Source organism: Erythrobacter sp. BLCC-B19, from assembly GCF_028621955.1.
In the GTDB taxonomy this organism is placed as follows: Bacteria; Pseudomonadota; Alphaproteobacteria; order Sphingomonadales; family Sphingomonadaceae; genus Erythrobacter.
This window is the reverse complement of sequence record NZ_CP117516.1, coordinates 2,284,517-2,309,209: the sequence shown is the minus strand read 5'-3', so window position 1 is coordinate 2,309,209 and position 24,693 is coordinate 2,284,517. Positions and strand designations below refer to the sequence as shown.

Below are 24,693 nucleotides of genomic sequence, written 5' to 3'. Positions count from 1 at the left end.
CCGCCTTACTCCGCTGCGTCGCGCTTGTCGCTTTCGCTATCCTTATCAGAGGCTTCGAGCGCTGCAACATCGGTGGCATCACCATTGCCGTAACGCGGCGACACTTCGACCAGCGGAACCTCATCGCTGATTTCCCGCTTGCCAATCTGGATGTGCTTTTCGGTGAGACGGCGGGCACGGCTCATTACATTGCCCTCATAGGTCCGCGCGAAATCGTTGAAGGAATTGACCGCGCGGCCGAGGTGAACGCCGGTCTTCATCAGATCGTCTTGGGTCTTAGCGAGGCTGTCGTAGAGCGTCGCTGCGAGTTTGCCGATCTCGCGCGCCTCACGCGCCAACCCTTCCTGTTGCCAGACTTGCGCAATCGTCCGCGCGATCGCCACAAGATTGGTCGGACTTGCGAGCAGAACTTTGTTCTTGAAGGCGAAGTCCCACAGGGTTGAGTCATGTTCGAGCGCGGCGGCGATGAAATGCTCGCCCGGCACGAACATGATCACGTAGTCGGGCGCGTTCTCGAACTGCGACTGGTAGCTTTTGGTGCCGAGTGTCTGGATGTGGTTGCGCATCGAGGCGGCGTGGTTGTCCAAATGCGCCTTGCGGGCATCCTCCTCCTCGGCCTCGAAGGCATCCTGATAGGCGTTGAGTGAAACTTTCGCGTCGATCACCAGCTGCTTGTTGCCCGGCACCCGCACGATTGCATCGGGGCGCAGCCGACCTTCGTCGGTGTCGATCGATTGTTCGGTTACGAAATCGGTGTGTTCGGACAGCCCACATTGTTCGAGCACGTTGCGCAACTGCTGTTCGCCCCAGCGCCCGCGCGCCTTGGGGGCATTGCGGAGCGAGTTGCCGAGCCGGAGCGCCTCGGTGCGGACCGCTTCCTGACCGACCCGCAGCGCATCGATTTGCCCCATAAGCTGGCCGAAGGCATCAACGCGCTGCTTCTCAAGTGCCTGCACCTGTTCTTCGTAGCTCCTGAGCCGCTGATCGACCGGAGCGAGCAGGGACTTCAACCGCTCTGCACTGGTCTTCTCACTCTCTTCGAACCGCGCGTGCGCCCGTTCAAGGAACGCCTTCTGCGCCTGTTCGAGCACCCGGCTGCCTGCGTTCTCGAATTCCTTCTTGAGACTGTCCTGCGCGGCGAGCAGCGCGGCTTTCTGTTCGGCAAAGGCCTTCTCGCGTTCAGCCGATGCACTTTCCAGCGCGGCAAGCTTCTGCGCCAGAGCAGCGCGATCGGCCTCCACCGAATCGAGCCGCGCCATCAGTCCATCGGCTTGGCCAACGCGCTCCTTGAGCCCCGCCACCTCGATCCGTGCCTCGCCCAGTTCGGCAATGGCGCGGGCGAATTTCGCCTCCCCCTCAGCCCCGGCCGCCTCCGCCGCCGTCAGCCGCGCGCGCAGGTCAGCCAGCGGGCGCGAGGCGATGAACCAGCCGAGGGCAAGGCCAGCCAAAAGGGCAATGATCGAGAGAATCGCAGGGTCCATGCGGCAAGCCTACACGGAACGAATGGGGAACGCTAGGCCTGCGTCGCGCTTTCCAACACAAAAGCGGGGCCCCGGGTCAAGCCCGGGGAGACGAAGAGGAAAATGGGGAGCGCGACCACCGGCCCGTAGGGCCGCAAGGCCGACCGGCCGCCCGCAGGTGCCCGAGCCTGCAAGGCTCGGATCAGCGCCGAGGACGTGCCCGCGGAGGCGGGCACGCAAACAAATTACGCCGCGCGCCGGATCTTCTCGAGCTTCTTCAGCACCATTGCGCGCTTCAGGCGCGAGAGGTGGTCGATGAACAGGATGCCTTCGAGGTGGTCCATCTCGTGCTGCAGGCAGGTCGCCATCAGGCCTTCGAGGTGTTCCTCGTGGGTGTTGCCGTCCAAGTCCTGATAGCGCACCGTGCAGGTCGCCGGGCGGTCGACGTCGGCGTAGATCTCGGGCACCGAGAGGCAGCCTTCCTGATAGGTCGAAAGCTCTGCCGCCGGATCGAGGATCACCGGGTTGATGAAGACGCGCGGTTCCTTCTTGGTCGCCGGGTGCGTGTGCTTGTGGCCGCCGTGGCTGGTGCATTCGACCGGCTCGGCATCGGGATCGTCGGGCTGGAGATCGATCACCAGCACCCGCTTGGGCACGCCGACCTGGATTGCGGCAAGGCCGATGCCCGGGGCATCGTACATCGTCTCGAACATATCGTCGACGAGGGTGCGCAGGTCGTCATTGAACTCATGCGGTTCGACCGGGGTCGAGACGACCTTGAGCCGGGGGTCCGGCACTTCGAGGATTTCGCGGATAGCCATGCGCGCGAAGATAGGGCCGTGACCGCGGCTTATCAAGCTGTCAGGATGACGCGGATCTGATGGCAATGGAGGGGACGAGGATGCGCAAGGCGGGGATGATCGGCGTGCTGGGGCTGGGAGTGGCCGGCACGGCGCTGGTGGCGGCGGGCGAGCAGGCTGCGCCCAAGGCCTATGTCGTGGGCGAGATCGCGGTCACCAATCCCGATGGCTATGCGCAATATGTCGCCAAGGTCGGCCCGGTGATCGCCGCTTGCGGCGGGCGCTATCTGGTGCGCGGCGGGGCGAGCGAGGCCCGCGAGGGGGCGGCGCCCGAGGGTCGGATGGTGGTGATCGAATTCGCCTCGATGGCGGCGGCGCGGGCGTGCCTTGACGGGGCGGATTACAAGGCGGTGGCGGGGCTGCGCCATGCCAATGCGCGCTCGCGGATCCTGCTGGTCGAGGGCGCCGCGCCCTAACCCACCGGCCGCCGCGCGCGCAGGGCTTGGGCCAGCGTGCCCTCGTCGAGATAGTCGAGCTCGCCGCCGACCGGCAGGCCGTGGGCGAGCTGGGTGACGCGCACCGGGAAGGCATCCAGCCGCTCGGCAAGGTAGTGCGCGGTGGTCTGGCCTTCGAGGGTGGCGTTCATGGCCAGCACCACTTCGTCGATCCCGCCCGCTTCCACACGGGCGAGCAGGCTGGCGATGTTGAGGCTGTCAGGGCCGATCCCGTCGAGCGCGGAGAGCCTGCCGCCGAGCACATGATAGCGCCCGGGAAATAGCCGCGCGCGGTCGAGCGCCCAGACATCCGAGACCTCCTCCACCACGCACAGCGCGCGCCCGTCGCGGCGCGGATCGGCGCAGATGCCGCAGGGGTCGGAGGTGTCGACATTGCCGCAGATGTGACATTCGACCAGCGTCTCGGCCACGCCTGCAAGGGCTTCGAGCAGGGCGGGCAGTGCGCTCTCGCGGTGCTTGACGAGCCACAGCACCGCGCGCCGCGCGCTGCGGGGGCCAAGCCCCGGCAGACGCGCTAGCGCGGAACTCAGTGCCTCGATCTCTTGCGATGCCATGGGGTCAGAGATAGGGGCTGCGCTCGGTTACTCAAAGGCTCCGGGCACAGCTTATGCGCATCATCTTCATGGGGACGCCGGAATTCGCGGTTCCGGCCCTGCGCGCCTTGCACGCGGCGGGGCATGATGTGGTGTGCGCCTATACCCAGCCGCCGCGTCCGGCGGGGCGGGGGAAGAAGCTGATGCCCTCTCCGGTGCAGGTCGAGGCCGAGCGGTTGGGGGTGCCGGTGCGCTCGCCCGTGTCGCTGCGGGGGGCCGAGGCGCAGGCCGAATTTGCAGCGCTGGGGGCCGATGTCGCGGTCGTCGCGGCCTATGGCCTGATCCTGCCGCAGCCGGTGCTCGACGCGCCGCGCCACGGCTGCCTCAACATCCACGCCTCGCTGCTGCCGCGCTGGCGCGGGGCGGCACCGATCCACCGCGCGGTGATGGCGGGCGACGAAGAGACAGGCGTCACCATCATGCAGATGGAGGCGGGGCTCGATACCGGGCCGATGCTGCACAAGGTGCGCACGCCAGTCGGAACGAAGACAACCGGAGAGCTGTTCGAAGAGCTGGGCGCGATGGGCGCTACGGCGATGGTCGAGGTGCTGGCGGACCTCGCCGCCTTTCCGCCGGAGGTGCAGGACGAAGCCGCGGCAATCTACGCTCCCAAGATCGACAAGGCGGAAAGCAAGATCGACTGGTCACGTAGCGCAGAATCCGTGGTGCGGCATATCCATGGCCTCGCCCCCTTCCCAGGCGCATGGTTTGAACTTGGGGGGGAACGCATAAAATTGCTGCGCGCCGAAACCGCTCGCCTTCCCGGCCTCGCCTCCTACGGCGAGGGACACACCGTTGATCCCGAGCTTACCATTGCCTGCGGAACGGGTGCGATCCGCCCGATCACCATCCAGCGGGCGGGCAAGCCAGCCATGGCACGCGAAGAATTTCTGCGCGGACGGCCTGTCGCGGCTGGGACGGTGTTGAGGTGATCGCATCCCTTTCTCGTCATTCCGGCGAAGGCCGGAACCCAGCGAGGCACAAACTGCGCTTGGATCTCTGGGCGCCGGCCTGCGCCGGGGAGACGATTTGGGCATGACCCGCTTCGCCCTCACCCTCGAATTCGACGGCACGCCCTTCTTCGGCCTGCAACGCCAGTCGCATGGGCCGAGCGTGCAACAATCGGTGGAGGACGCGCTCGGGCGGATCACGGGTGAGCAGGTGGTGATGCACTCGGCAGGCCGGACCGATGCGGGGGTGCATGCGCTGGCGATGCGGAGCCACGTGGACGTAGAGAAACCCTTCGATCCCTTCCGGCTGATGGCGGCGCTGAATGCTCAACTGCGCCCCGATCCGGTCGCGGTGACGCAGTGCGAGGTGGTGCCGGACGATTGGCACGCGCGCTTTTCCTGCACCGGGCGGCGCTATCTTTATCGCATCGCCAACCGCCGCGCGCCGCTGACGCTGCTGCGCGACAAGGCATGGCACGTACCCCAGCCCTTGGACGCCGAGGCCATGCACCGCGCCGCGCAGGCGCTGGTCGGGCGGCACGACTTCACCACCTTCCGTAGCGTCCATTGCCAGGCCGCCGATCCAGTGAAGTCGCTCGACGAGCTGCGGGTCGAGAAAGTGGGCGAGGAAGTGCACATCCACGCCGCCGCGCGCTCCTTCCTGCACCATCAGGTGCGCAGCATGGTCGGCTGCCTCAAGCTGGTCGGCGCAGGCACATGGCCGGAGGCGCGCATCGCCGAGGCGCTGGCGGCGCGCGACCGCGGGGCGCTGGGCCTCAACGCACCGCCGCACGGGCTCTATTTCGTCGAAGCGACCTATCCCGATTGACCTTTCCCCTCGTCATTGCGAGGAGCCTCGCAGAGGCGACGCGGCAATCCATGTTCCGACCTTTCGGTTTTGATCGACGATCGGGCCATGGATTGCTTCCCCCGGCACAAGGCCGGGGTCGCAATGACGAGAAAAAGGGACAGGCAGGATGACCACCGGAAAGCAACTCTTCACCACCCTCACCGCCGACGGCAAGCTGACGCTGGAAGTCGCGGAAAGCCAGTTCCCCGAGCCCAAGGGCAATCAGGTGCTGGTGAAGATGGAGGCCGCCCCGATCAACCCCTCTGATCTGGCAATCCTGACCTCTGCGGCCGATTTCGAAACCGCCGAATACGCCCCCGGCAAGGTCGTCGCGACCATGCCCGAGCCGTTCCTGACCGGCAGCAAGGCGCGCCACGGCCAGCGCCTGCCTGCGGGCAACGAGGGCGCGGGCACGGTGATCGCCACGGGTGACAGCGACATGGCCAAGGCGCTGATGGGTCAGCGCGTCGCCTGCGTGCCGGGCAACGCCTTCAGCCAATATGCCATCGCCGACGCCATGATGTGCCTGCCCTTGGGCGAGCATTCCAGCGAAGTTGGCGCCTCCAGCTTCGTCAACCCGATGACCGCGCTGGGCTTTGTCGAGACCGCGAAGATGGAGGGGCATTCCGCCATCGTCCACCTCGCCGCCGCTTCGAACCTCGGCCAGATGCTCAACCGCATCTGCATCGAGGACGGGATGAAGCTGGTCAACATCGTGCGCAAGGACGAGCACGTCGAACTCCTGAAGTCGCAGGGCGCGCAGTATGTCGTGAACTCCTCGGCCCCCACCTACATGGCCGACCTGCGCGCCGCGATCGCGGAGACCGGCGCCTTCCTCGGCTTCGACCCGATCGGCGGCGGGCAGGCCTCGGACGGCGTGCTGAAGGCGATGGAGCAGGTTGCCGTCAGCCAGATGACCGAATTCTCGCGCTATGGTTCGAACCAGCAGAAGAAGATGTACATCTACGGCCGCCTCGATCTCCAGAATCCGACGATCCTGACCGCCTCCTATGGCCTCCAGTGGTGCGTGGCGGGCTGGCTGCTGACCCCCTTCCTCGCCCGCGCGGGCATGGAAACCGTGGTGCGGATGCGCCAGCGCGTGCAGGCAGGCCTCACCACCACCTTCGCCTCGCATTACAAGGCCAAGGTGACGCTGGAGGGGATGCTGGAGAAGGACGCGATCCTCGACTACCGCCAGATGAAGACGGGCGAGAAGTATCTGGTCACCCCCTGGGGCTAGGCCTTTCAAGGGGCGCGGTTCCGGCCGCGGGATGGCCCTCGGTGATCGCTGCCACCACGGCACCGGCCAGCGCGCTGCGCCCCACTACCTCCGTCGCGATGCCGGTCATGACGAGCGCGCCCAAGCCCCATGCCCAGGCGGGATGGGCCCGCCCGCTCCGGCGCTTGTCGCGGATCATTCCGGCCAGCGGAAACAGCAGGATGACGAGCGACGAGGCAAGGCTCATCACCGCGAACAGCACCGGCACCGGCATCCACCGGTTGACCGGCGTCACGAGCAGCGCCGCCATGCCGCAGATCATCAGGCGGCGGTGCCAGTCGGTGCGTCGCCGCATGGCGACCGCCGCGCCGGTCAGAATGACGAAGCCGACCAGCGCCATCATGTTCATCACCAGAAAATAGGCCGGTGTCCACATGGGCGGAGTGGTGCCCAGCTGCATCACCCGCACGATGGTGGCCGTTCCCGAAGCAAGGATCGCCGGCACATAGGCGAGCGCAATCCAGCCAAGACGGCGATGGAGAGCCTGCGAACCGCGGGTTGCCAGAACAACCTGCAGGGTGAAAAATCCGACCCACCCCATGAACACGAAAGCATGGAGGTGGACGGGCCAGGGTGCGGCGAAACTCGTGACACCCTGTAGCCAGAGATTGAGAAAGCCGCCGATCACCACAACGACCATCACCGCCGCGGTGCCGAGGAAGAATCCCTCGTCACCCGTCGCGACGCGCGCCTTGCCCACCGATTCCCCGCTCATAGTCCAGCCCCCCCCCGGTCCGCGACTGCCAATACTATCGCATGGGCGATCGGCCGCAAGCAGTCCGGTCCGGGGATTGGCAGGTCAGCCCGGTGCCCGGCAGGCGCGCGTCGAGCACCGCCGCTCGCCCTCACCCGTCAAACGCCGCCTGAACCGCCGCTGCTTCGGTAATCCCGGTCGCGATCAGCACCATCAGCAGCATCCGCGCGCGGGCCGGGCCGAGGGCGCGCGCGGCGACCAGCCCGAGGGCATCGTCGTCGACCTCGACATTGCGGTCGACCAGCCCCTCGTCGACGCGGCTGGCGCGGACCACTGGCACGCCGCTCGCAGCCGCGCGGGCGAGGGCTTCCAGCACTTGCGCAGGCGCATTGCCCTGCCCCATGCCCGCGAGCACGATACCCCGCGCGCCGATGCCGAGCAGCGCCTCGACCGGCTTGGCGTCCATCCCCGCCCCGGCCGTGAGGATCGCCACGCGCGGAAGCTCTGTCGGGAAGGGATAGCGCGCGCGCTCCCCGACCCGGTGCGCGGGGCCGAACCAGTCGAGGCTTGCCGGGGTGACGCGGGCGAGCGGCCCGCGCGGGAAGGTGCGGAAGGCGTCAATGGCGCTGGTCGCGGCTTTGCGCGCATCGCGCACGGCCAGCACCGCGTCGCCCATCACCAGCATCACACCCCGCCCCGCCGCTTGCACGTCGCTCGCCACCTTCACCGCATTGGCGAAGTTGCGCATCCCGTCTGCGCCCACGGCATCGGCGGGCCGCATCGCGCCGACGAGGATCACGGGCTTGGTGGTGGGGAGCGTGAGATCAAGCAGGAAGCCGGTCTCCTCCGCCGTATCGGTGCCGTGGGTGATGATGACGGCGTCGATCGCGGGATCGTCCATCGCCCCGATGCACGCCGCATGGAGCGCCTGCCACTCGGCAAAACCGATGTCCTGCGAGCCGATCCGGGCGATCTCCTGCGGCACCAGTTCCGCCGCCAGCCCGAGCGCCGCAAGGTGCCCGACCAGCACATCAAGCGGCAGCCCGCCCGGACGATACCCCGCCCCCGTTCCGCCGCTCCCCGCGCCTGCGATCGTGCCGCCAGTGCCAAGGACAAGGATGCGCGGGGCTTTGCTGGTGCTCATGCCCGCGCCCCTAGCCGCGGTCGGCCTGATCGCCTAGCGCTTCGTCGCCAAACTGGTCGAAGACGGCGGCGAGCCCCGGCACGTCGGCTTCGGCCCGCAGCGCGGCGAGCGCGGCCGCGATGTCGATCTCCATCACCGAGACCCCGCCGTCATAACCCACGCCTTCCGCCCCCAGCGAACGCGCCAGCGCCAGCGCCGGGCGGTTTTCGGGCAGGACATGAACCGTGAAGCGTTCAAACCCCTCGCGCGCGCAATCCATCAGCAGCACCGCTGTCAGCAGCCGGGCAAGGCCGCGCCCGTGATAATCGTCCACCACCGCAACCGAGAACTCCGCCGCATTCGGATCGTCCTTGTCCCGAAAGGCATGGACGACCCCCAGCGCGGGCGTATCGGGCAGATCGCTCCTGAGCGCGCCCCAGGCCAGATGATCGTGCCCGTCAGGGCTCGCCAGCACCCGCACCACCTGCGGCGGCGCCTCGCGCATCCCGGAAAAGAAGCGCAGGTAGCGTGATTGCGGGGAGAGGCGCGCGATCCCCTCCTTCAGCCGCGCCTCGTCCGCGCGCCGCACCCGGCGGATGCAGACCGGCGTGCCGTCGTTCAGATGCGTGTGTATGGTCATCGCGGAACCTGTTCTAGCAGCTTGACGCAAGCGCCGACACGGCTAAACCGCGCCCGGCCCACGACGCCGTGGGGCGGTTAGCTCAGTTGGTAGAGCATCTCGTTTACACCGAGAGGGTCAGCGGTTCGAGCCCGTTACCGCCCACGGCGCGCCTTTCCACCCGGAGCCTCCCATGTCCGCCCTGTTCATCGCGCTCCAGCACATCGTACCCCAGCACGCGCTCTCGCGGCTCGCCGGAAGCCTTGCCGCCAGCCAGACGCCGTGGCTGCGCGATGCGATGATCGCCCGCTTTGCGGCGGCCTATGGGGTGGATCTAACCGAGGCGGCGCGCGGGATCGGGGACTTCACCAGCTTCAACGACTTCTTCACCCGCGAGCTGAAGCCGGGGGCAAGGCCGCTGGCCGATGCGGCGCGGTTCATCCTCTCGCCCGCTGACGGCGCGGTGAGCCAGCTGGGACCGATCACCGGCGGGCGGATCATCCAGGCCAAGGGACGCGATTACAGCGTGGCCGAACTGCTCGGATGCAGCGCGGCGGAAGCAGCGCGGTTCGAGGGCGGGCGGTTCATCACGATCTACCTCTCCCCCAAGGATTACCACCGCGTCCACATGCCCGCCGCCGGCACGCTGGCGGCGACGCGCTACATCCCCGGCGACCTGTTCTCGGTCAACACCGCCACCGCCGATGGGGTTGACCGGCTGTTCGCCCGCAACGAGCGCCTGTCCTGCCGCTTCGACGGGCCGGACGGGCACTTTGCCAGCGTGATGGTGGGGGCGATGATCGTCGCCGGGATCGACACCGTCTGGCCCAACACCTTCCGCACCCATGTCAGCGCGCCGGTGGACGAGGACTTCGCCGGGCAAGCCCGCACCTTTGCTGCCGGGGACGAGATGGGACGCTTCTACCTCGGATCGACCGTGGTGCTGGTGTTCGAGCCGGGGAAAGCGGAATGGCGCGAAGGGCTGAAAGCAGGCGATCCGCTGCGCATGGGCGAGGCGATCGGACAGCGCCTCACCGTCTGATCGCGGGCTACCGAAGGGCTTTTGCACTAAATTCACTGGTGCCGCGCCAGTCCTGCGATAACAGGGCGTTGCAGGCCACGAAGGGGCATCGGATGGAGCCGCTCAGCATCGCGATCATCGGCTGCGGCCCGGCAGGGCTGGCCGCCGCGCTGCTGCTGGCGCGGCAGGGGCACGGCGTCCACATTTTCGACCAGTTCGTCTCACCTGGCCCGGTCGGCTCGGGGCTGATGATCCAGCCGAGCGGGCTGGCGGTGCTCGATGCGCTGGGACTTGCGGGCGAAGTGCTGCGGCGCGGCGCGCGGATCGATGCCTTGCAAGGTATCGAGGAACATGGCCGCACGGTGCTCGATGCGCCCTATGACGCGCTGGGACACAGGGGCGCGTTCGGCATCGGCATCCACCGCGCGAGCCTGTTTGCGGTGCTGCTGGAGGCAGCCGAGCGGCAGGAGGGGATCACGCTCCACGCCGATCACGCCGTCACGGGCAGCACCTTATCGCCCGAAGGTCGCCGCCTGGTCTTCGCCAAGGCTGACCCCTCGCCGCCTTTCGATCTGGTGGTCGATGCGAGCGGCTGGCGCACGCATTTCGACCCCGCGCCCAAGGGCATCCTCCCCTTCGGCGCACTGTGGGCGAGCCTGCCGCTGGAGCCGGGCGATCCTTTTGCGGGCAACCTGCTGGAACAGCGCTATCGCCGCGCCGCGCAGATGGCGGGCGTGCTGCCAATCGGCACGCGGGCGGCCGCGTCGGGGCCGGAGGTCGCCTTCTTCTGGTCGCTGAAGGCGGATGATTACGCCGCATGGGCCGACACGCCGCTGGAGGCATGGAAGTCCGAGGTGCTGCGCCTGTGGCCCGATCTGGCCGGCCTGCTCGCCCGGATTACCAGCCGCGGCCAGCTGACCTTCGCGCGCTATGCCCACCGCACCCACCCGGCCCCGGTCGGCGAGCGGATGATCGCGATTGGCGATGCATGGCATTCGGCCAGCCCGCAATTGGGGCAAGGCGCGAACATGGCGCTGCTCGATGCCTGGAGCCTTGCGCGCGGCCTCGCCGAGGGGCGCACGCTGGCCGAGAAGCTGCGGCTGGCGACCAGCTGGCGGCGCGATCATGTGTGGCTCTATCAGGGCGTGACGCGGCTGTTCACGCCGCTCTACCAGTCGGATTCGCGGGTGCTGCCTGCTGTGCGTGACAGGGTGCTGGCTCCACTCTCGCGCAATTGGCCCGCGCGCGGCATTCAGGCCCAGCTGATGAGCGGGCTGTTCGGCTTTCCGCTTGCCCCGCTGGGCCTTGCCCTGCCCGATTACGACGCCTTGAGCGCGTCTCTTATCAGCGCTTCGGCCTCAGGCGCGCCCCAGTCATAAGCGCCCGCCACCCGCAGCACTTCCTTGCCGGACGCATCGAACAGGATCGTCAGCGGCAGCACCCCCTCAGGCGTGAACTGCGCGGACAGCTGCGTGTCGGGATCGAGCCAGGGTTCAAGCCGAGTGTAACCGCCCTTGGCAAAGAACGGCACCACCACCTCGCCCCCGCGAATATCCTGACTGACGGTGATGACCCTGACCTCACCCTCCAACGCGCCCGCCAGCGCATCGAGCTGCGGCATCTCCGCCACGCAAGGCGCGCACCAGGTGGCCCACAGATTGAGCAGCACCGGCCCGTCCTGCGCCCCCAGATCGAGCACCTTGCCCGCCGGGTCAGCGAGTTGCAGCGCCGGGATCGCCGTGCCTGCAAAGCGCCGGTCGACTGTGTCGGTGGCGGGCGCGGCGGCCGCATCGCCCGCAACCGGTTGCGCCGGGGCTTCGGCGGCCCTATCGCAACCCGCCAGCATGAGGAGCGCAAGGGCAGGAATGAGCGGCGAGCGGGACATGACAGGCTCCGGTAACGGGGGCGCGGCGACCAACGCCATGTGGGGCGGTCGCTTCGCCGATGGCCCTAGCGCGATCATGCGCGAAATCAACGCCTCGATCCCTTTCGACAAGGCGCTGTGGCGGCAGGACATCGCCGCGTCCAAGGCCCATGTGGCGATGCTGGGTGCGCAAGCGATCATCGCTGCCGAGGATGCGGCGACGATCAGCGCGGGGCTGGATGCAGTCGCTGCCGAGTATGAAGCGCAAGGCGTGCCCGAAGACTGGGACCGCGAAGACATCCACATGACCACCGAGGCGCGGCTCGCCGAACTGATCGGGCCGGTCGCCGGAAGGCTCCACACCGCACGCAGCCGCAATGACCAGGTGGCGACCGATTTCCGCCTGTGGGTGCGCGATGCCTTTTCCCAGATGGACGATGGCCTCGCTGCCTTGCAGCGCGCCCTTGTCACCCGCGCGGGCGAACACGCGGACAGCATCATGCCGGGCTTCACCCACTTGCAGACCGCGCAGCCGGTGACCCTGGGCCACCATCTGATGGCCTATTACGAGATGTTCCGGCGGGATCGCGCGCGCATTGCCGACGCGCAGAGCCGGATGAACGAATGTCCCCTCGGCAGCGCGGCCCTCGCTGGCACGGGCTTCCCCATCGACCGCGCGGCGACCGCGCAAGCGCTCGGCTTTGACCGGCCCACCGCCAATTCCCTCGACGCCGTGTCCGACCGCGATTTCGCGCTCGATTTCCTGTGGTCCTGCTCGGCCACCGCGCTGCACTTGTCGCGCCTTGCGGAAGAGCTGATCCTGTGGGCAAGCCAGCCCTTCGGCTTCATCCGCCTGCCCGATAGCCTCTCGACCGGCAGCTCGATCATGCCGCAGAAGAAGAACCCCGACGCGGCCGAACTGGTGCGCGGCCATTCGGGCCGCGTGATCGGTAGCCTCACCAGTCTGATGATCACCATGAAAGGCCTGCCGCTCGCCTATTCCAAGGATATGCAGGACGACAAGCCGCCGGTGTTCGAGGCCGCGAGCCTTATGGGCCTCAGCATCGCCGCGATGACCGGCATGATCGCAGGCGCGACCTTCAACACCGCCCGGATGCGCGCCGCAGCGGAGCTGGGCTATGCCACCGCGACCGACCTTGCCGACTGGCTGGTGCGCGTCCGCGGCATCCCGTTCCGCGAGGCGCACCATATCACCGGCGCTGCCGTCAAGCTGGCAGAAAGCCGCGGCATTGCGCTCGACCAGCTGCCGCTCGAAGACCTCAAGGCGATTGATGCGCGGATCGACGAAAGCGTCTATGCTGCGCTGTCAGTCGATGCCTCGGTTGCCGCGCGCGCGAGCCTTGGGGGAACCGCTCCCGATCAGGTGCGCTTTCAGGTCACTGCCGCGCGCCGCACGCTGGGAATGGAGGAATGATGCGCCGCTCTGTCGCTCTTGCGCTTGCCCTGTCGCTGGGTGCCTGCGGCTCGCAAGCGCCGCTCACCCCGCCCGAAGGCGCAAGCCTGCCCGACACACCGTACGGCGCGAACGTCACCCCCACTGCCGAAGAACTGCTGCGCCGCGAGGCGCTGGCGGCCCCCGAACGCAGTGTCGAGCTGCGCCGTCGCTCGGAAGAACGGCAGGACGACCCCTTCGATCTCCCTCCCGAATAGAGACCCCCGCCTCCGATGGATCACTTTTCGCTTCGTGACGGCGTGATGCACGCCGAGGATGTCCCACTGCCGCTGATCGCGGACGCGGTCGGCACGCCCGTCTATGTCTATTCGCGCGCGACGCTGGAACGCCATGCGCGGGTGTTCCGGGAGGCTTTGGACGACGTGCCGGACAAGCTGATCGCCTTTGCGGTCAAGTCGAACCCCAACCTCGCCGTCCTCAAGGTGCTGGGCGCACAGGGCATGGGGGCAGATGTCGTCTCGGTCGGCGAGATGCGCCGCGCGCTTGCAGCCGGGATCGCGCCCGAAAAGATCGTCTTTTCAGGCGTAGGCAAGACCGCTGCCGAGATGATCGCCGCGCTCGATGCGGGGATCGGCCAGTTCAATATCGAGAGCGAGGAAGAAGGCGTCGAGCTTGCCGCGATCGCCGCCGCGCGGGGCATGACGGCGCAGTGCACGCTGCGGATCAACCCCGATGTCGATGCGGGCACGCATGACAAGATCTCGACCGGCAAGGCTGACAACAAGTTCGGCGTGCCGATCAGCGAGGCGGGGCAGATTTTCGGGACGCTGGCGGGCCTGCCGGGCATAACCTTGCGCGGTGTTGCGGTGCATATCGGCAGCCAGCTCGCCGATCTCGCACCGCTCGAGACCGCGTTCGAAAAGCTCGGCGCGCTGGTGACGGCCTTGCGCGGGGCGGGACATACCATCACCCATGTCGACCTCGGCGGCGGTCTCGGCGTGCCCTACAAGGTGGGCGAAGTGCTGCCCGCCCCTGCCGAATATGGCGCGATGGTGGCCCGGGTCACGAAGGACTGGGGCGTGACCCTGATCTTCGAGCCCGGCCGCGTGATCGCGGGCAATGCCGGGGTGCTGCTGACCCGGGTGGTGCGGGTGAAGCGCGGGATCAACGATCCCTTCGTGATCGTCGATGCGGCCATGAACGATCTCGCCCGACCGGCGCTCTACGGTGCCTACCATCACTTCGAAGCGGTCGAGCCCAAGGGCGCTCAGATGACGGCCAATATCGTCGGCCCGATCTGCGAGACCGGCGATACCTTCGCCATGGGCCGCGAGTGCGACGCGTTGCAAGCCGGCGACCTCGCGGTGTTCCGCACCGCCGGGGCTTACGGCGCGACCATGGCCTCGTCCTATAACTCGCGCGGGTTTGTGGCCGAGGTGCTGGTCGATGGCGAGAAGTTCGCCGTCGTCGCCGACCGGATCGAGGCCGGTGCGATCATGGATGCCGAGCGCGTGCCGGAATGGCTCGCCTGAGGGACAGATGAGCCGTATCGCCAGCCTGCCGCTCTTCCATCAGATTGCAGGCCAGCAGATTCTGGTTCTGGGCGATGGCCCGGCAGCTGAACCCAAGCGGCGGCTGGTCGAGCGCGCCGGCGGCGTGATCGTCGACGACCTGCCTCGCGCGATCGACGAGGGCGTGCGCCTCGCCTTCATCGCTTATGAAGACGCGCAGGCCTGCGAGGTGGCGGCGATCAATGCACGCTGCGCAGGGATGCTGGTCAATGTCGTCGACCGGCCCGAGCTTTGCGACTTCACCACCCCGTCGATCCTCGACCGCGATCCGCTGCTGGTCGCCATCGGCACGGGCGGCGCTTCGGCGGGCCTCGCCAAACACGTAAGGCTGCGGCTGGAACGGGTGCTGCCCCAGAGCTTGGGCGCGCTGGCGCGGGCGCTGGAAGCGGCGCGGCCACTCCTGCGAAAACGCTTTCCCGAAGGAGCCGACCGGCGGCGCGCGATCGATGCCGCGCTGCGGGAAGGCGGCCCGCTCGATCCGCTCGATCCTGGGGCGCACGAGCGTGTTGCAGACTGGGCGCAAGGCGTGACCGGGGCCGCTGCGGCGATCACCCAGCTCATCACCGTTACCAGTCCCGACCCGGAAGACCTGACCTTGCGGCAGGCCCGGTTGCTGGGTGAGGCAGATGTGCTGCTGATTTCCGGCGATGTGCCCCCGGCCATCATCGCCCGCGCGCGCGCGGATGCCGAGCGACGGGTATTCCGCATCGACGGAGGCGGGTTCGAACGGCAGGAACCGCTTACAGCGGCGGATCGGGGGGAAGCACCTCCGCCCAGCGCCCAACCGCCCAGCGCACCCTCACCCGGCCCTGTCCGAACCGGACTGACTGTCGTGCTGCACTGGCAGCCGGAATACTAGCCGTGCGTCAGGCCGCTTGCAGCATCGGCGTTCGCAGGCTCGCGAAATAGCCCGACATTGCCGCAATGGCCCTGTCGCTCAGCGCGATAAAGGCGCGGCGACGGTCAGCGGGATCGGGCACACGCACGAAGATGCCGCTCTCCACCATCTGCGTCAGCCAGCGCAGCGCCGTGGTCGCAGGCACACCGGCCGCGATGCACAGCGAGGTAACCGAGACCTGCGCACCTTCGCCATGGGCCGCGGTGAGATCGAGCAGCATATCCCACGCCGGATCGCCGAACAGCGCCGGATCGAAGAACCGCGCCCGCGCCTGGCGGTTGGCGATAATCTGGCGCACCACCTGCGGATCGGGCAGGGCCGGCTGAACCGCCCTTGCCGCACCGAAGCCCACAGGCTGGCTGCCTTCTGCAACGTGATAATCACGCTTGAGCTCGCCCAGCATACCGGCGCTGCCGCCCGGCGTTGGCGCGGCATGGCCGATACGATCGAGCGAATGGGCAATGGCTTCGACCTGCTGCGACAGGCGGAGCAACGCAACGCGATCCTCCTCTCCCATTTCACGCAGCCGCGCAGCGCCCGCTTCGCCCATGACACGGCCGACCGCGATCACCCGTTCCGCCCGGCTGGGCGACACCAGAAGCTGGGGATTGGACTGGTCGAGCACCGCGAACACATCATCGAGCCCTGCAAGGTTGGTCGCCACGATCAGCTTCGCGCCCGAGCGCGCCACCCGCATATCGAGCCGCGCAAGACCAGCGAGCATCATCGCGTCGATCCCGCGCGAGCCCGTGATCGCACAATCGACCACCACCACATCGCCCAAGAGCGCAATCGGCCCCTCAAGCAACGACCGGAGCGAGCCACCGTCGATGCTGCGGAATCCGGCCCCGCCAAGGTCGGCGCCGATCTGTCGCCGCAGCCCTTCATCCTCGGCGAAGATCGCCACGCGGGCGGGGAGCCCGGCGCCGTCGTCAGCGCAGCCATAGGAAAAATCGGCTTGTTCGGAAGCAGTGACCAGCATCGACTCGACTCCAACAATGTTGGAACGAGACTAGAACAAAAGCGGATCAAGTCAAGTATATATGCGAAGATAGCGAGACTTGCAGGCCATCAAGCCTGTTCCCACCGACTGCCACGGCGGGATGTCAGGGACGGATTTCGATCACGGTTCCGTCCGGCACGATCCGCCACAACTCCTCGATTTCCGCATTGGAAAAGGCGATGCATCCGTCCGTCCAGTCGCCCGGCACGCGCCCGAATGGCAGGCTGTTGGGCTGGCCGTGAAGGAATATCTGGCCGCCCGGCGACCGGCCATATTGCGCGGCAAAGGCGCGGTCATCGGCGTTGGGATAGGAGATCTTGAGGCTGAGGTGATAGGCGCTGCCGGGGTTGCGCCCCTCGATCACATAGCGACCCTCAGGGGTGCGCTCGTCACCTTCGAACTGCTTGTGGCCTTCAGGCGCGTCGCCCAGCTGCAGGCCGCGCCACGCCTTGACCGGCTGGCCGCCTGCATAAGCGACCATCAGCCGCTCGGACTTGTCGACGATGAGGTAATCGACGCTGGTAAACCGCTGCTGAGGCACGATCCGCGCCGCCTCGCGCGCCAGCGGCGGCTGGGCCGGGGGAGCTTCTGCCTGCTTGGCCGGGGGCGCGGTACAGGCCGCCACGACGAGGCAGATGAGGGGGCAGACGAGGGGGGCGAGACGCTTCATCCGGGCAAGGATAACCTGCCCTGCCCAGCCCGATCAATCCACGACAGGCTTAGTCTACAAACGGATCGCGCATCAGGATCGTGTCGTCGCGCTCGGGGCTGGTCGAAACCAGCGCGACCGGGCACTCGATCAGCTCCTGGATACGCTGGATATACTTGATCGCCGCAGCCGGCAGATCGGCATAGCTGCGCGCGCCTGCCGTGCTTTCGTGCCAGCCGGGCATTTCCTCGTAGATCGGCTCACATTCGGCCTGATCGGCGGCGTGGCTGGGGAGGTAGTCATAGACCTTCCCGCGCAGCCGGTAGCCGGTGCAGATCTTCACGCGCTCCATCCCGTCGAGGACGTCGATCTTGGTGAGCGCGATGCCGGTCACCCCGCTGATCGCGCAGGACTGGCGCACCAGCACCGCATCGAACCAGCCGACGCGGCGCTTGCGGCCGGTGACGGTGCCGAATTCATGGCCGCGCTCGCCCAGCCCCTGGCCGATCTCGTCCTCCAGTTCCGTCGGGAACGGGCCGGAGCCAACGCGCGTGGTGTAGGCCTTGACGATGCCGAGCACGAAGCCGGTCGAATTGGGGCCGAGGCCGCTGCCGCTCGCCGCGGTGCCGCTTACCGTGTTCGACGAGGTCACGAAGGGATAGGTGCCGTGATCGACATCGAGCAGCACGCCCTGCGCGCCCTCGAACAGGATCTTGGCGCCCGCGCGGCGCACCTTCTTGAGGCGCTTCCAGACCGGCTGAGCGAACTTGAGCACGAAGGGCGCGATTTCGCGCAGCTCCTCCAGCAAGGCGGCACGATCAACCGGAGGCTGGCCAAAACCCGCCCTCAAAGCGTCATGGTGCGCGCAAAGCCGGTCAAGCTGCGGCTCGAGCGTATCAAGATGGGCAAGATCGCACACACGGATCGCGCGGCGGCCGACCTTGTCCTCGTAAGCCGGGCCGATCCCGCGCCCGGTGGTGCCGATCTTGCCCTTGCCCGCTGCGGTTTCACGCAGGGCGTCGAGATCGCGGTGGAGCGGCAGGATCAGCGGGCAGTTATCGGCAATCGCGAGGTTCTCGTCGGTGATCGACACGCCCTGCCCTTCGACCTTGGCGACCTCGTCGCGCAAGGCCCAGGGATCGAGCACCACGCCATTGCCGATCACCGACAGCGTGCCCGACACGATCCCGGAGGGCAGAAGACTCAATTTGTAGGTCTTGCCGCCAACCACCAGCGTGTGGCCGGCATTGTGCCCGCCCTGAAAGCGCACCACGGCGTCAGCCCGGCTCGCGAGCCAATCGACGATCTTGCCCTTGCCCTCATCGCCCCATTGGGCGCCGATCACGGTGACGTTGGCCATTTCAATCCTTATCCGTACGGCGTCAAAACCGCGCGGGGCCTAGGCGGTTGTCGGGGCAAGAGCAAGGCGTGCGTGCCGCTGTGCGAAGGGTTTTGCCGGCGCGCACGTTGGAGTGCAAAGCCAAGCCGAGGATACCGCCGATGACCAAGACTGCCAAAGTGCTCACCGCCCTTGCCGCCGCTGCCGTGCTGGCGAGCCCGATCCTTGCCCAGCAGCGCCGCGGCGGGGGCGGCGAGCGGGTGGCGCCGGAGTGCCGGCAGGAGATCATTGAACTGTGCGGGCGCGGTCGGGGGGAACTGCGCACCTGCCTGCGCGACAAGTATGCCGAGCTATCCGAGGGTTGCCAGTCCGCGCTGCGCCAGCGTATCGAAGCCCGCACCGGGGCCGGCGCTCGGGGCGAAGGCGCTGCGCGCAGCGGTGCGCTCGCCCCGCAGCAGACGCTCGCCTATGGCAGCGATCCCTTGCAAGGCCTCGACCTGTGGGTGCCCGAGGGCAAGCCCGCCCCGCTGGTGCTGTTCGTCCATGGCGGTGGGTGGAAGCGCGGAAGCAAGAGCAACGCGATGGGCCGCGCCCTGCCCGGCCACATGGTCGAACAGGGCTATGCCTTCGCCTCGATCGACTATCGCCTGGTTCCGAAGAACACCGTCGAAGAGCAGGCCGCCGATGTTGCCGCGGCGCTCGCCTACCTGCTCAAGCAGGCCGAAGCGCTCGGGATCGATCGCAGCCGCGTGGTCTTGACCGGGCACTCGGCGGGCGCGCATCTGGTGGCGCTGGTGGGCACGGATGAGCGCTACCTCAAGGCGGTCGGCCTCAGCTTTGCCGATATCGACGGGGTGCTCCCCAATGACGGCGCGGCCTATGATGTGCCTGCGCAGATCGAGGGCGCTGGCCCGATGATGAAGGAAACCTACGCCCAGGCCTTCGGCACCGATCCGGCGCGCCAGAAGGCGCTGTCCCCCATCGCGCACGCTGCCGGGCCGAACGCGCCCGCCTTCCTCCTGATCCATGTCCAGCGCGAGGACGGGGTGGCGCAGAACGCAGCCTTGGCCGAAGCGCTGAAGCGCGCGGGCACCAAGGTCGAGGTCGGCAGCTTTGCTGGCGAAGGCCTGCAAGGCCATGCCGAAATCAACCGCAGGCTGGGCGAAGCGGATTACCCCGCAACCCCGGTGGTTGATGCCTGGCTGAAGAAGGTGTTCGGCGCGTAGGCGATCCGACGGGCAGGGAGACATCAGGCCGCAGGCGCGATATGGGCCTCAAAATGGCCCGTCTGCTGCTCTTCAACAAACCCTTCGCGGTGCTCTCGCAATTCACCGATCGCGGTTCGCCCACGACGCGCGCGACCTTGTCGGATTTCATTGCGGTCAAGGGGGTCTATCCCGCCGGGCGGCTCGACCGGGACAGCGAGGGGCTGCTGCTGCTCACCGATGACGGGCGGTTGCAGGCGCGCATCGCCGAGCCGCGCTTCAAGCTGCCCAAGACCTATCTGGTGCAGGTGGAGGGCGAACCGGAAGATGCGGCGCTGGCGGCCCTGCGCCGCGGCGTGCAACTCAAGGACGGGATGACCCTGCCGGCCGAGGTCGCTGCCATCGACCCACCCGACCTGTGGCCGCGCAATCCCCCGATCCGCGTGCGCAAGTCGGTTCCCGATTGCTGGCTGACAATCACGATCCGCGAGGGGCGCAACCGCCAGGTGCGGCGCATGACGGCGGCGGTCGGCCTGCCCACCTTGCGCCTCGTGCGCTGGTCGATCGGTGACTGGACGCTCGCAGGGATTGCGCCCGGCCAGTATCGCGAGCTGTCCGCATGAACTATCGCCACGCCTTTCATGCCGGCAACAGCGCCGATGTCGTCAAGCACGCCCTGCTGATCGCGTTGGTGCGCGCCTTGCAGATCAAGGCTTCGCCGCTGACCCTCATCGATACGCACGCCGGCTGCGGCATTTACGATCTGCACGGCGATCAGGCGCAGCGCACGGGCGAGGCAATGGCGGGCGTGATGCGCGCCTTTGCCGATACCAACCCCCTGCTGGACGATTACCGCGCCGCGGTGCGCGCCGTGAACGACGCGGCGAGCGCGGGGTCCGAACCGCGGCTTTATCCCGGCTCACCGCATATTCTGGCGCAATTGCTGCGCGCGCAGGATGGCCTGATCCTCAACGAACGGCACCCGGAGGACGCGCAGGCCTTGCGCAGCGCCATGCGCGGCACGCCCGCCGCCGTGCATCAGCGCGATGCCTACGAGCTGTGGCTGGCGCTGTTGCCGACGCGCACCCCGCGCGGTGTGGTGGTGGTCGATCCGCCCTTCGAGCAGACCGACGAACGCGCCCGCATCACCGCCACCCTTGCCGCCGCGCATCGCAAATGGGCGCACGGCGTGACGGTCATCTGGTATCCGCTGAAAGACCGCGCCGCCCATCAGCGCTGGAAGGACAAGCTGCGCCAGACCGGAATCCCGAAATTCCTGAATGTCGAGCACTGGCTCTACGACAGCGACCAGCCCGGTCTTTTCAACGGCGCGGGACTGTTCATCGTCAATCCGCCTTACGCCTTCACCGAAGCCCTGCCGCCGCTGCTTGAAGCGCTGCGGGCCGCACTGGCACCCGAGGGGCACAGCGGTTCGATTGCGGCGGATTGGCTGAACCGCTGAGCCTGCTAGACGGCGGCGATCACGTCGATCTCGACCATCAGCTCGGGCAGCGCGAGGCTTGTGACCGCGACCGTGGTGTCAGCCGGATAGGGCGGCGTGAACCAGCGCTTGCGGGCGTCGAGGATCTTGGGGAAGTGTCCCATGTCGGTCAGGTAGATCGTCACCTTGACCACCTTGCTGAGATCACTGCCGGCCGCCGCCAGCACGCGCTCGATATTGGCAAAGGTCTGGGCGATCTGCGCGTCGATGTCGCCTGCGCCGACAATGCTGCCATCTGCGCCGATACTCGCCTGGCCAGAGAGGAACAGCAGGTTTCCGACCTGCCAGGCGGGCGCGATCATGTAGGGGGCGAGCGGATCGTCGGCGAGCGTGATCGGCCTCGGGTTGTCTGTCATGCGCGCGGCCCGAGATCGGTCAGCACGGTGCCATCGAGCACATGGGTGCAACCCAGCATCGCCGGATCCTCGCCCTCGGACAGCTGCCGCAAGGTGCGCGCACCGCCCGCGCGAAGGGCTGCCGCCGCATCAGGGTCATGGCCAAGCGGCAGCCACACCAGCCCCTTCGCCTCAGGCTGGGGCGCAATATCGGCAAGGCGATCGAGGTAGAGCGTGAAGCCCGTCGCCGCCTCGTCGCTGCCCGCGATCCGATAGGTGCCGCCCCGCCCCGCCGCGCGGCGCAGGCCATCGGCGTAGAGCGTGAAACCGAACCACGACTGATATTCGAACCCGTGCCGCTCGGTCGGGTCGAGGGTGATGCGCGCTGCATCGCCGATGGCGGCAGCAATCGCCTCCAGCCCGTCGAGCCGCGATTTGAGCGCCCCGCCCGCATCGACGTCGCGCAGCGCAGCGAGCGCCCCCGCGAACGGCCCGGTGGCATAGAGCAGCGGCAGATAGGCCTCGCCGCCCGCCGCGCGCAGCCCGCCAGCATCCTTGGTGTCAAGCTCGCGCCGCACCCCTTCGATCTGATCGGGGGCGAGCGGAAAAGCCCTTTCGGCCAGCGTGTCGACCAGATCGGGGAGCGTGAAATCGACCGAAATGCCGGTCAGCCCGGCGGCCTTGAGCGCCTCGATGGCGAGCATCACCACCTCGCTCGCCGCCGCCACGCTGTCCGCGCCGATCAGTTCGGCGCCCAGTTGCAGGCGTTCGCGCGCGGGGTCGAGCTGGCTCGCCTTGATCACCACCGTATCGCCGCAATAGGCGAGCCTGAGCGGGCGCGGTGCGGCGGCAAGGCTGGTGGCGGCGATGCGCCCGACCTGCGGGGTCATGTCGCTGCGCAGCGCGAGGGTGCGCAAGCTGGCGGGATCGACAAAGCGGAACATGGCGCTCGTCTCGCCCACGGTAACGCCCGCCATGCGGCCCGCCAGCGAGGCCTCGAATTCAAGCAGCGGCGGACGCACCCGGTCATAGCCATGCGCGTCCAGCACATCGAGACAGGCGCGCATCATCGCGGTGATCCGCGCAGCCTCGGCGGGCAGGCGGTCTTCGAGGCCTTCGGGCAGGAGATCGTTGGGTTTGGTCATCGGCTAAGGCGCTTAGCGGGGTATGGGCGCGGGGTGAAGGGGGCTAGCACCGCGCAGGCCCACCCCCAGCCCCGATACCCGCCCCGGCCCCCGAGCCGGGGGGAAGCGGGAGGGGAGTATCAGCGCGACCCAGTCCCCCTCCCGCTTGCGGGAGGGGTTAGGGGTGGGCCTTCGCCGACCTCAGAACACCAGTGCCTTGACCATCTTCACGCCTTCGAGCGTCTCGGCCTCGGCCACCACATCGGCGGGCAGCGCTTCGTCGAGGCTCAGCAGCAGCACCGCTTCCCCGCCCGCTTCGCGGCGGCCGAGGTTGAAGGTGCCGATGTTGATCCCGCGCGCGCCCAGCAGCGTCCCGATGCGGCCGATGAAGCCCGGCTTATCGTCATTGACGATGTAGAGCATATGGCCCGACAGTTCGGCCTCGATCCCGATGCCGAAGATTTCGACCAGCCGCGGGGCTTCGGTGCCGAACAGCGTTCCGGCGACCGAGCGCGGGCCGGTGGCGGTTTCGACGGTGACGCGAACGAGGGTGTTGAACGCCCCGTCACGGTCATGGCGGATTTCGCTCACATCCAGACCGCGCTCCTTGGCGAGGAACGGCGCGTTGACCATGTTCACCGTGTCGGAATAGCGGCGCATGAAGCCCGCCAGCACCGCCGCGGTGATCGGCTTGCCGTTGAGTTCGGCCGCCGCGCCCTCGCGCTCGATGCTGATGTGGGTGAGGTTCCCGTGCGCCAGCTGGCCAACAAGGCTGCCGAGCTTTTCGGCGAGTGCCATGTAGGGCTTGAGCTTGGGGGCTTCCTCTGCCGACAGGCTGGGGACGTTGAGCGCATTGGTGACGCCGCCGTTGACGAGGTAATCGGCCATCTGCTCGGCGACCTGAAGCGCGACGTTGACCTGCGCTTCGGTGGTCGATGCGCCAAGGTGCGGGGTGCAGATGAAGTTGGGGGTGCCGAACAGCGGGTGATCGGCGGCGGGCGGCTCGGTCTCGAACACGTCGAGCGCTGCGCCTGCGACCTGACCGCTTTCGAGGCAGTCCTTCAAGGCCGCCTCGTCAATCAGGCCCCCTCGGGCGCAGTTGATGATGCGGATGCCCTTCTTGGCGTTCTCCAGCCGCTCGCGGCTGAGGATGTTGCGGGTTTCCTCGGTCAGCGGGGTGTGGAGCGTGACGAAATCGGCGCGCGAGAGCAGCGTGTCGAGATCGACCTTCTCGATGCCGAGTTCGATCGCGCGGTCTTCGGTGAGGAAGGGGTCATAGGCGATCACCTTCATCCGCAGGCCGAGCGCGCGGCTGGCGACGATCGAGCCGATATTGCCAGCACCGACGAGGCCGAGCGTCTTGCCGGTGACTTCGACGCCCATGAACCCGCTCTTGGGCCACTTGCCCGCCTGCGTCTGCGCGTTCGCCTCGGGCAGCTGGCGCGCGAGCGCGAACATCAGCGCGATGGCGTGTTCGGCGGTGGTGATCGAGTTGCCGAACGGGGTGTTCATCACCACCACGCCCTTGCCGCTGGCATAGGGAATGTCGACGTTATCGACCCCGATCCCGGCGCGGCCAATCACCTTCAGATTGGTCGCCGCATCAAGGATCGCCTTGGTCACCTTGGTCGAAGAGCGGATGGCAAGGCCATCATACTCGCCGATGCGGGCGATCAGCTGTTCGGGGGTTTCGCCGGTGATGACGTCGACATCGCAGCCGCGCTCTTCGAAGATGCGCGCGGCGTTGGGGTCCATCTTGTCGGAAATGAGAACTTTGGGACGGGTCATTTTGAATACCTTCCACTCGTCTCCCCGGATGTGATCCGGGGTCCCGCTTCACTTGCGGGCATGGGATAAGGAAAGCGGGGCCACGGCTCGGGAGCCGG

General features: G+C 67.7%; 26 protein-coding genes and 1 tRNA gene. 14 read left to right on the top strand and 13 right to left on the bottom strand.

The annotated features are described in order from the left end of the window. Positions 1-5: 5 nt before the first annotated feature. Both PS060_RS10645 and PS060_RS10640 read right to left on the bottom strand, forming a co-directional pair. Entirely contained in the window at positions 6-1,481 is a 1,476-nt protein-coding gene (locus PS060_RS10645; protein ID WP_273983062.1) for a DNA recombination protein RmuC, read from the bottom strand. A 224-nt stretch (positions 1,482-1,705) separates the two neighbouring features. Then, complete coding sequence (locus tag PS060_RS10640) at positions 1,706-2,281, bottom strand: peptide deformylase (protein ID WP_273983060.1); 576 nt, start codon at positions 2,279-2,281, stop codon at positions 1,706-1,708. A gap of 80 nt (positions 2,282-2,361) precedes the next feature. Here PS060_RS10640 and PS060_RS10635 point away from each other — a divergent pair, with 80 nt between their 5' ends. Continuing rightward, entirely contained in the window at positions 2,362-2,736 is a 375-nt protein-coding gene (locus tag PS060_RS10635) for a DUF1330 domain-containing protein (protein ID WP_273983058.1), read from the top strand. Here PS060_RS10635 and recR read toward each other — a convergent pair. Then, complete coding sequence (gene recR / locus PS060_RS10630; protein ID WP_273983056.1) at positions 2,733-3,329, bottom strand: recombination mediator RecR; 597 nt, start codon at positions 3,327-3,329, stop codon at positions 2,733-2,735. The genes PS060_RS10635 and recR overlap by 4 nt on opposite strands. A gap of 53 nt (positions 3,330-3,382) precedes the next feature. On the opposite strand from recR, the gene fmt reads away from it, so the two are divergent. The 3 genes from fmt (at position 3,383) to PS060_RS10615 (ending at position 6,408) form a co-directional block, all read left to right on the top strand. Then, complete coding sequence (gene fmt / locus PS060_RS10625) at positions 3,383-4,300, top strand: methionyl-tRNA formyltransferase (RefSeq protein ID WP_273983054.1); 918 nt, start codon at positions 3,383-3,385, stop codon at positions 4,298-4,300. A 103-nt stretch (positions 4,301-4,403) separates the two neighbouring features. Next, a complete protein-coding gene (gene truA / locus PS060_RS10620) occupies positions 4,404-5,147 on the top strand; it encodes a tRNA pseudouridine(38-40) synthase TruA (RefSeq protein ID WP_273983053.1) in 744 nt (247 codons plus the stop codon). 148 nt (positions 5,148-5,295) lie between these two features. After that, complete coding sequence (locus tag PS060_RS10615) at positions 5,296-6,408, top strand: zinc-binding dehydrogenase (RefSeq protein ID WP_273983052.1); 1,113 nt, start codon at positions 5,296-5,298, stop codon at positions 6,406-6,408. Here PS060_RS10615 and PS060_RS10610 read toward each other — a convergent pair. The 3 genes from PS060_RS10610 to PS060_RS10600 all read right to left on the bottom strand — a co-directional run bounded on the left by PS060_RS10610 (position 6,392) and on the right by PS060_RS10600 (position 8,904). Beyond that, complete coding sequence (locus PS060_RS10610; RefSeq protein WP_273983051.1) at positions 6,392-7,162, bottom strand: hypothetical protein; 771 nt, start codon at positions 7,160-7,162, stop codon at positions 6,392-6,394. The genes PS060_RS10615 and PS060_RS10610 overlap by 17 nt on opposite strands. Before the next feature lie 130 nt (positions 7,163-7,292). Beyond that, positions 7,293-8,285 carry an asparaginase gene (locus PS060_RS10605; protein ID WP_273983050.1) on the bottom strand — a complete coding sequence of 331 codons (993 nt, stop codon included), beginning with the start codon at positions 8,283-8,285 and terminating at the stop codon, positions 7,293-7,295. Positions 8,286-8,295: 10 nt separating this feature from the next. Next, entirely contained in the window at positions 8,296-8,904 is a 609-nt protein-coding gene (locus PS060_RS10600; RefSeq protein ID WP_273983049.1) for a GNAT family N-acetyltransferase, read from the bottom strand. 71 nt (positions 8,905-8,975) lie between these two features. Here PS060_RS10600 and PS060_RS10595 point away from each other — a divergent pair. From PS060_RS10595 to PS060_RS10585, 3 genes are all read left to right on the top strand, one after another. Continuing rightward, positions 8,976-9,048: transfer RNA gene (locus tag PS060_RS10595), tRNA-Val, on the top strand. A 28-nt stretch (positions 9,049-9,076) separates the two neighbouring features. Continuing rightward, entirely contained in the window at positions 9,077-9,925 is an 849-nt protein-coding gene (gene asd, locus PS060_RS10590) for an archaetidylserine decarboxylase (protein WP_273983048.1), read from the top strand. Between the two features lie 92 nt (positions 9,926-10,017). Further along, entirely contained in the window at positions 10,018-11,283 is a 1,266-nt protein-coding gene (locus tag PS060_RS10585) for an FAD-dependent oxidoreductase (RefSeq protein ID WP_273983045.1), read from the top strand. Here the strand turns inward: PS060_RS10585 and PS060_RS10580 are convergent. After that, positions 11,223-11,789, bottom strand: a complete 567-nt coding sequence (locus tag PS060_RS10580) for a TlpA family protein disulfide reductase (RefSeq protein WP_273983044.1) — start codon at positions 11,787-11,789, stop codon at positions 11,223-11,225. The two genes, PS060_RS10585 and PS060_RS10580, sit on opposite strands and share 61 nt — an antisense overlap. 37 nt (positions 11,790-11,826) lie before the next feature. Between PS060_RS10580 and argH the strand changes: the two genes are divergently transcribed. The 4 genes from argH to PS060_RS10560 are packed head-to-tail and all read left to right on the top strand — an operon-like array spanning position 11,827 to position 15,612. Beyond that, positions 11,827-13,203: an argininosuccinate lyase gene (gene argH / locus PS060_RS10575; protein ID WP_273986906.1), complete on the top strand. Its 1,377-nt coding sequence runs from the start codon at positions 11,827-11,829 to the stop codon at positions 13,201-13,203. Then, complete coding sequence (locus tag PS060_RS10570) at positions 13,200-13,439, top strand: hypothetical protein (protein ID WP_273983042.1); 240 nt, start codon at positions 13,200-13,202, stop codon at positions 13,437-13,439. The genes argH and PS060_RS10570 overlap by 4 nt, the downstream gene beginning before the upstream one ends. 15 nt (positions 13,440-13,454) lie before the next feature. Continuing rightward, complete coding sequence (gene lysA, locus PS060_RS10565; RefSeq protein ID WP_273983040.1) at positions 13,455-14,714, top strand: diaminopimelate decarboxylase; 1,260 nt, start codon at positions 13,455-13,457, stop codon at positions 14,712-14,714. Positions 14,715-14,721: 7 nt separating this feature from the next. Next, entirely contained in the window at positions 14,722-15,612 is an 891-nt protein-coding gene (locus PS060_RS10560) for a precorrin-2 dehydrogenase/sirohydrochlorin ferrochelatase family protein (protein WP_273983038.1), read from the top strand. A gap of 7 nt (positions 15,613-15,619) precedes the next feature. Here the strand turns inward: PS060_RS10560 and PS060_RS10555 are convergent, their stop codons facing one another. The 3 genes from PS060_RS10555 to PS060_RS10545 form a co-directional block, all read right to left on the bottom strand. Beyond that, a complete protein-coding gene (locus PS060_RS10555; protein ID WP_273983037.1) occupies positions 15,620-16,633 on the bottom strand; it encodes a MarR family transcriptional regulator in 1,014 nt (337 codons plus the stop codon). A gap of 124 nt (positions 16,634-16,757) precedes the next feature. Then, positions 16,758-17,324, bottom strand: coding sequence for a L,D-transpeptidase family protein (locus PS060_RS10550; protein ID WP_273983035.1), 567 nt, complete (start codon positions 17,322-17,324; stop codon positions 16,758-16,760). 49 nt (positions 17,325-17,373) lie between these two features. Then, positions 17,374-18,663, bottom strand: coding sequence for an adenylosuccinate synthase (locus PS060_RS10545; protein ID WP_273983034.1), 1,290 nt, complete (start codon positions 18,661-18,663; stop codon positions 17,374-17,376). 140 nt (positions 18,664-18,803) lie between these two features. On the opposite strand from PS060_RS10545, the gene PS060_RS10540 reads away from it, so the two are divergent. From PS060_RS10540 to PS060_RS10530, 3 genes are read left to right on the top strand one after another with little or no spacing between them, the layout of a single operon-like run. Continuing rightward, positions 18,804-19,868: an alpha/beta hydrolase gene (locus PS060_RS10540; RefSeq protein ID WP_273983033.1), complete on the top strand. Its 1,065-nt coding sequence runs from the start codon at positions 18,804-18,806 to the stop codon at positions 19,866-19,868. Between the two features lie 53 nt (positions 19,869-19,921). Beyond that, positions 19,922-20,470, top strand: coding sequence for a pseudouridine synthase (locus tag PS060_RS10535; RefSeq protein WP_273983031.1), 549 nt, complete (start codon positions 19,922-19,924; stop codon positions 20,468-20,470). Beyond that, positions 20,467-21,309: a 23S rRNA (adenine(2030)-N(6))-methyltransferase RlmJ gene (locus tag PS060_RS10530; protein WP_273983029.1), complete on the top strand. Its 843-nt coding sequence runs from the start codon at positions 20,467-20,469 to the stop codon at positions 21,307-21,309. Before PS060_RS10535 ends, PS060_RS10530 begins: the two co-directional genes overlap by 4 nt. Before the next feature lie 5 nt (positions 21,310-21,314). Here PS060_RS10530 and PS060_RS10525 read toward each other — a convergent pair whose 3' ends face one another. From PS060_RS10525 to serA, 3 genes are all read right to left on the bottom strand, one after another. Further along, complete coding sequence (locus PS060_RS10525) at positions 21,315-21,704, bottom strand: RidA family protein (protein ID WP_273983027.1); 390 nt, start codon at positions 21,702-21,704, stop codon at positions 21,315-21,317. Further along, complete coding sequence (locus PS060_RS10520; RefSeq protein WP_273983025.1) at positions 21,701-22,828, bottom strand: ATP phosphoribosyltransferase regulatory subunit; 1,128 nt, start codon at positions 22,826-22,828, stop codon at positions 21,701-21,703. The genes PS060_RS10525 and PS060_RS10520 overlap by 4 nt, the downstream gene beginning before the upstream one ends. Before the next feature lie 180 nt (positions 22,829-23,008). Beyond that, positions 23,009-24,595, bottom strand: a complete 1,587-nt coding sequence (gene serA / locus PS060_RS10515) for a phosphoglycerate dehydrogenase (RefSeq protein WP_273983023.1) — start codon at positions 24,593-24,595, stop codon at positions 23,009-23,011. Positions 24,596-24,693: the final 98 nt, after the last annotated feature.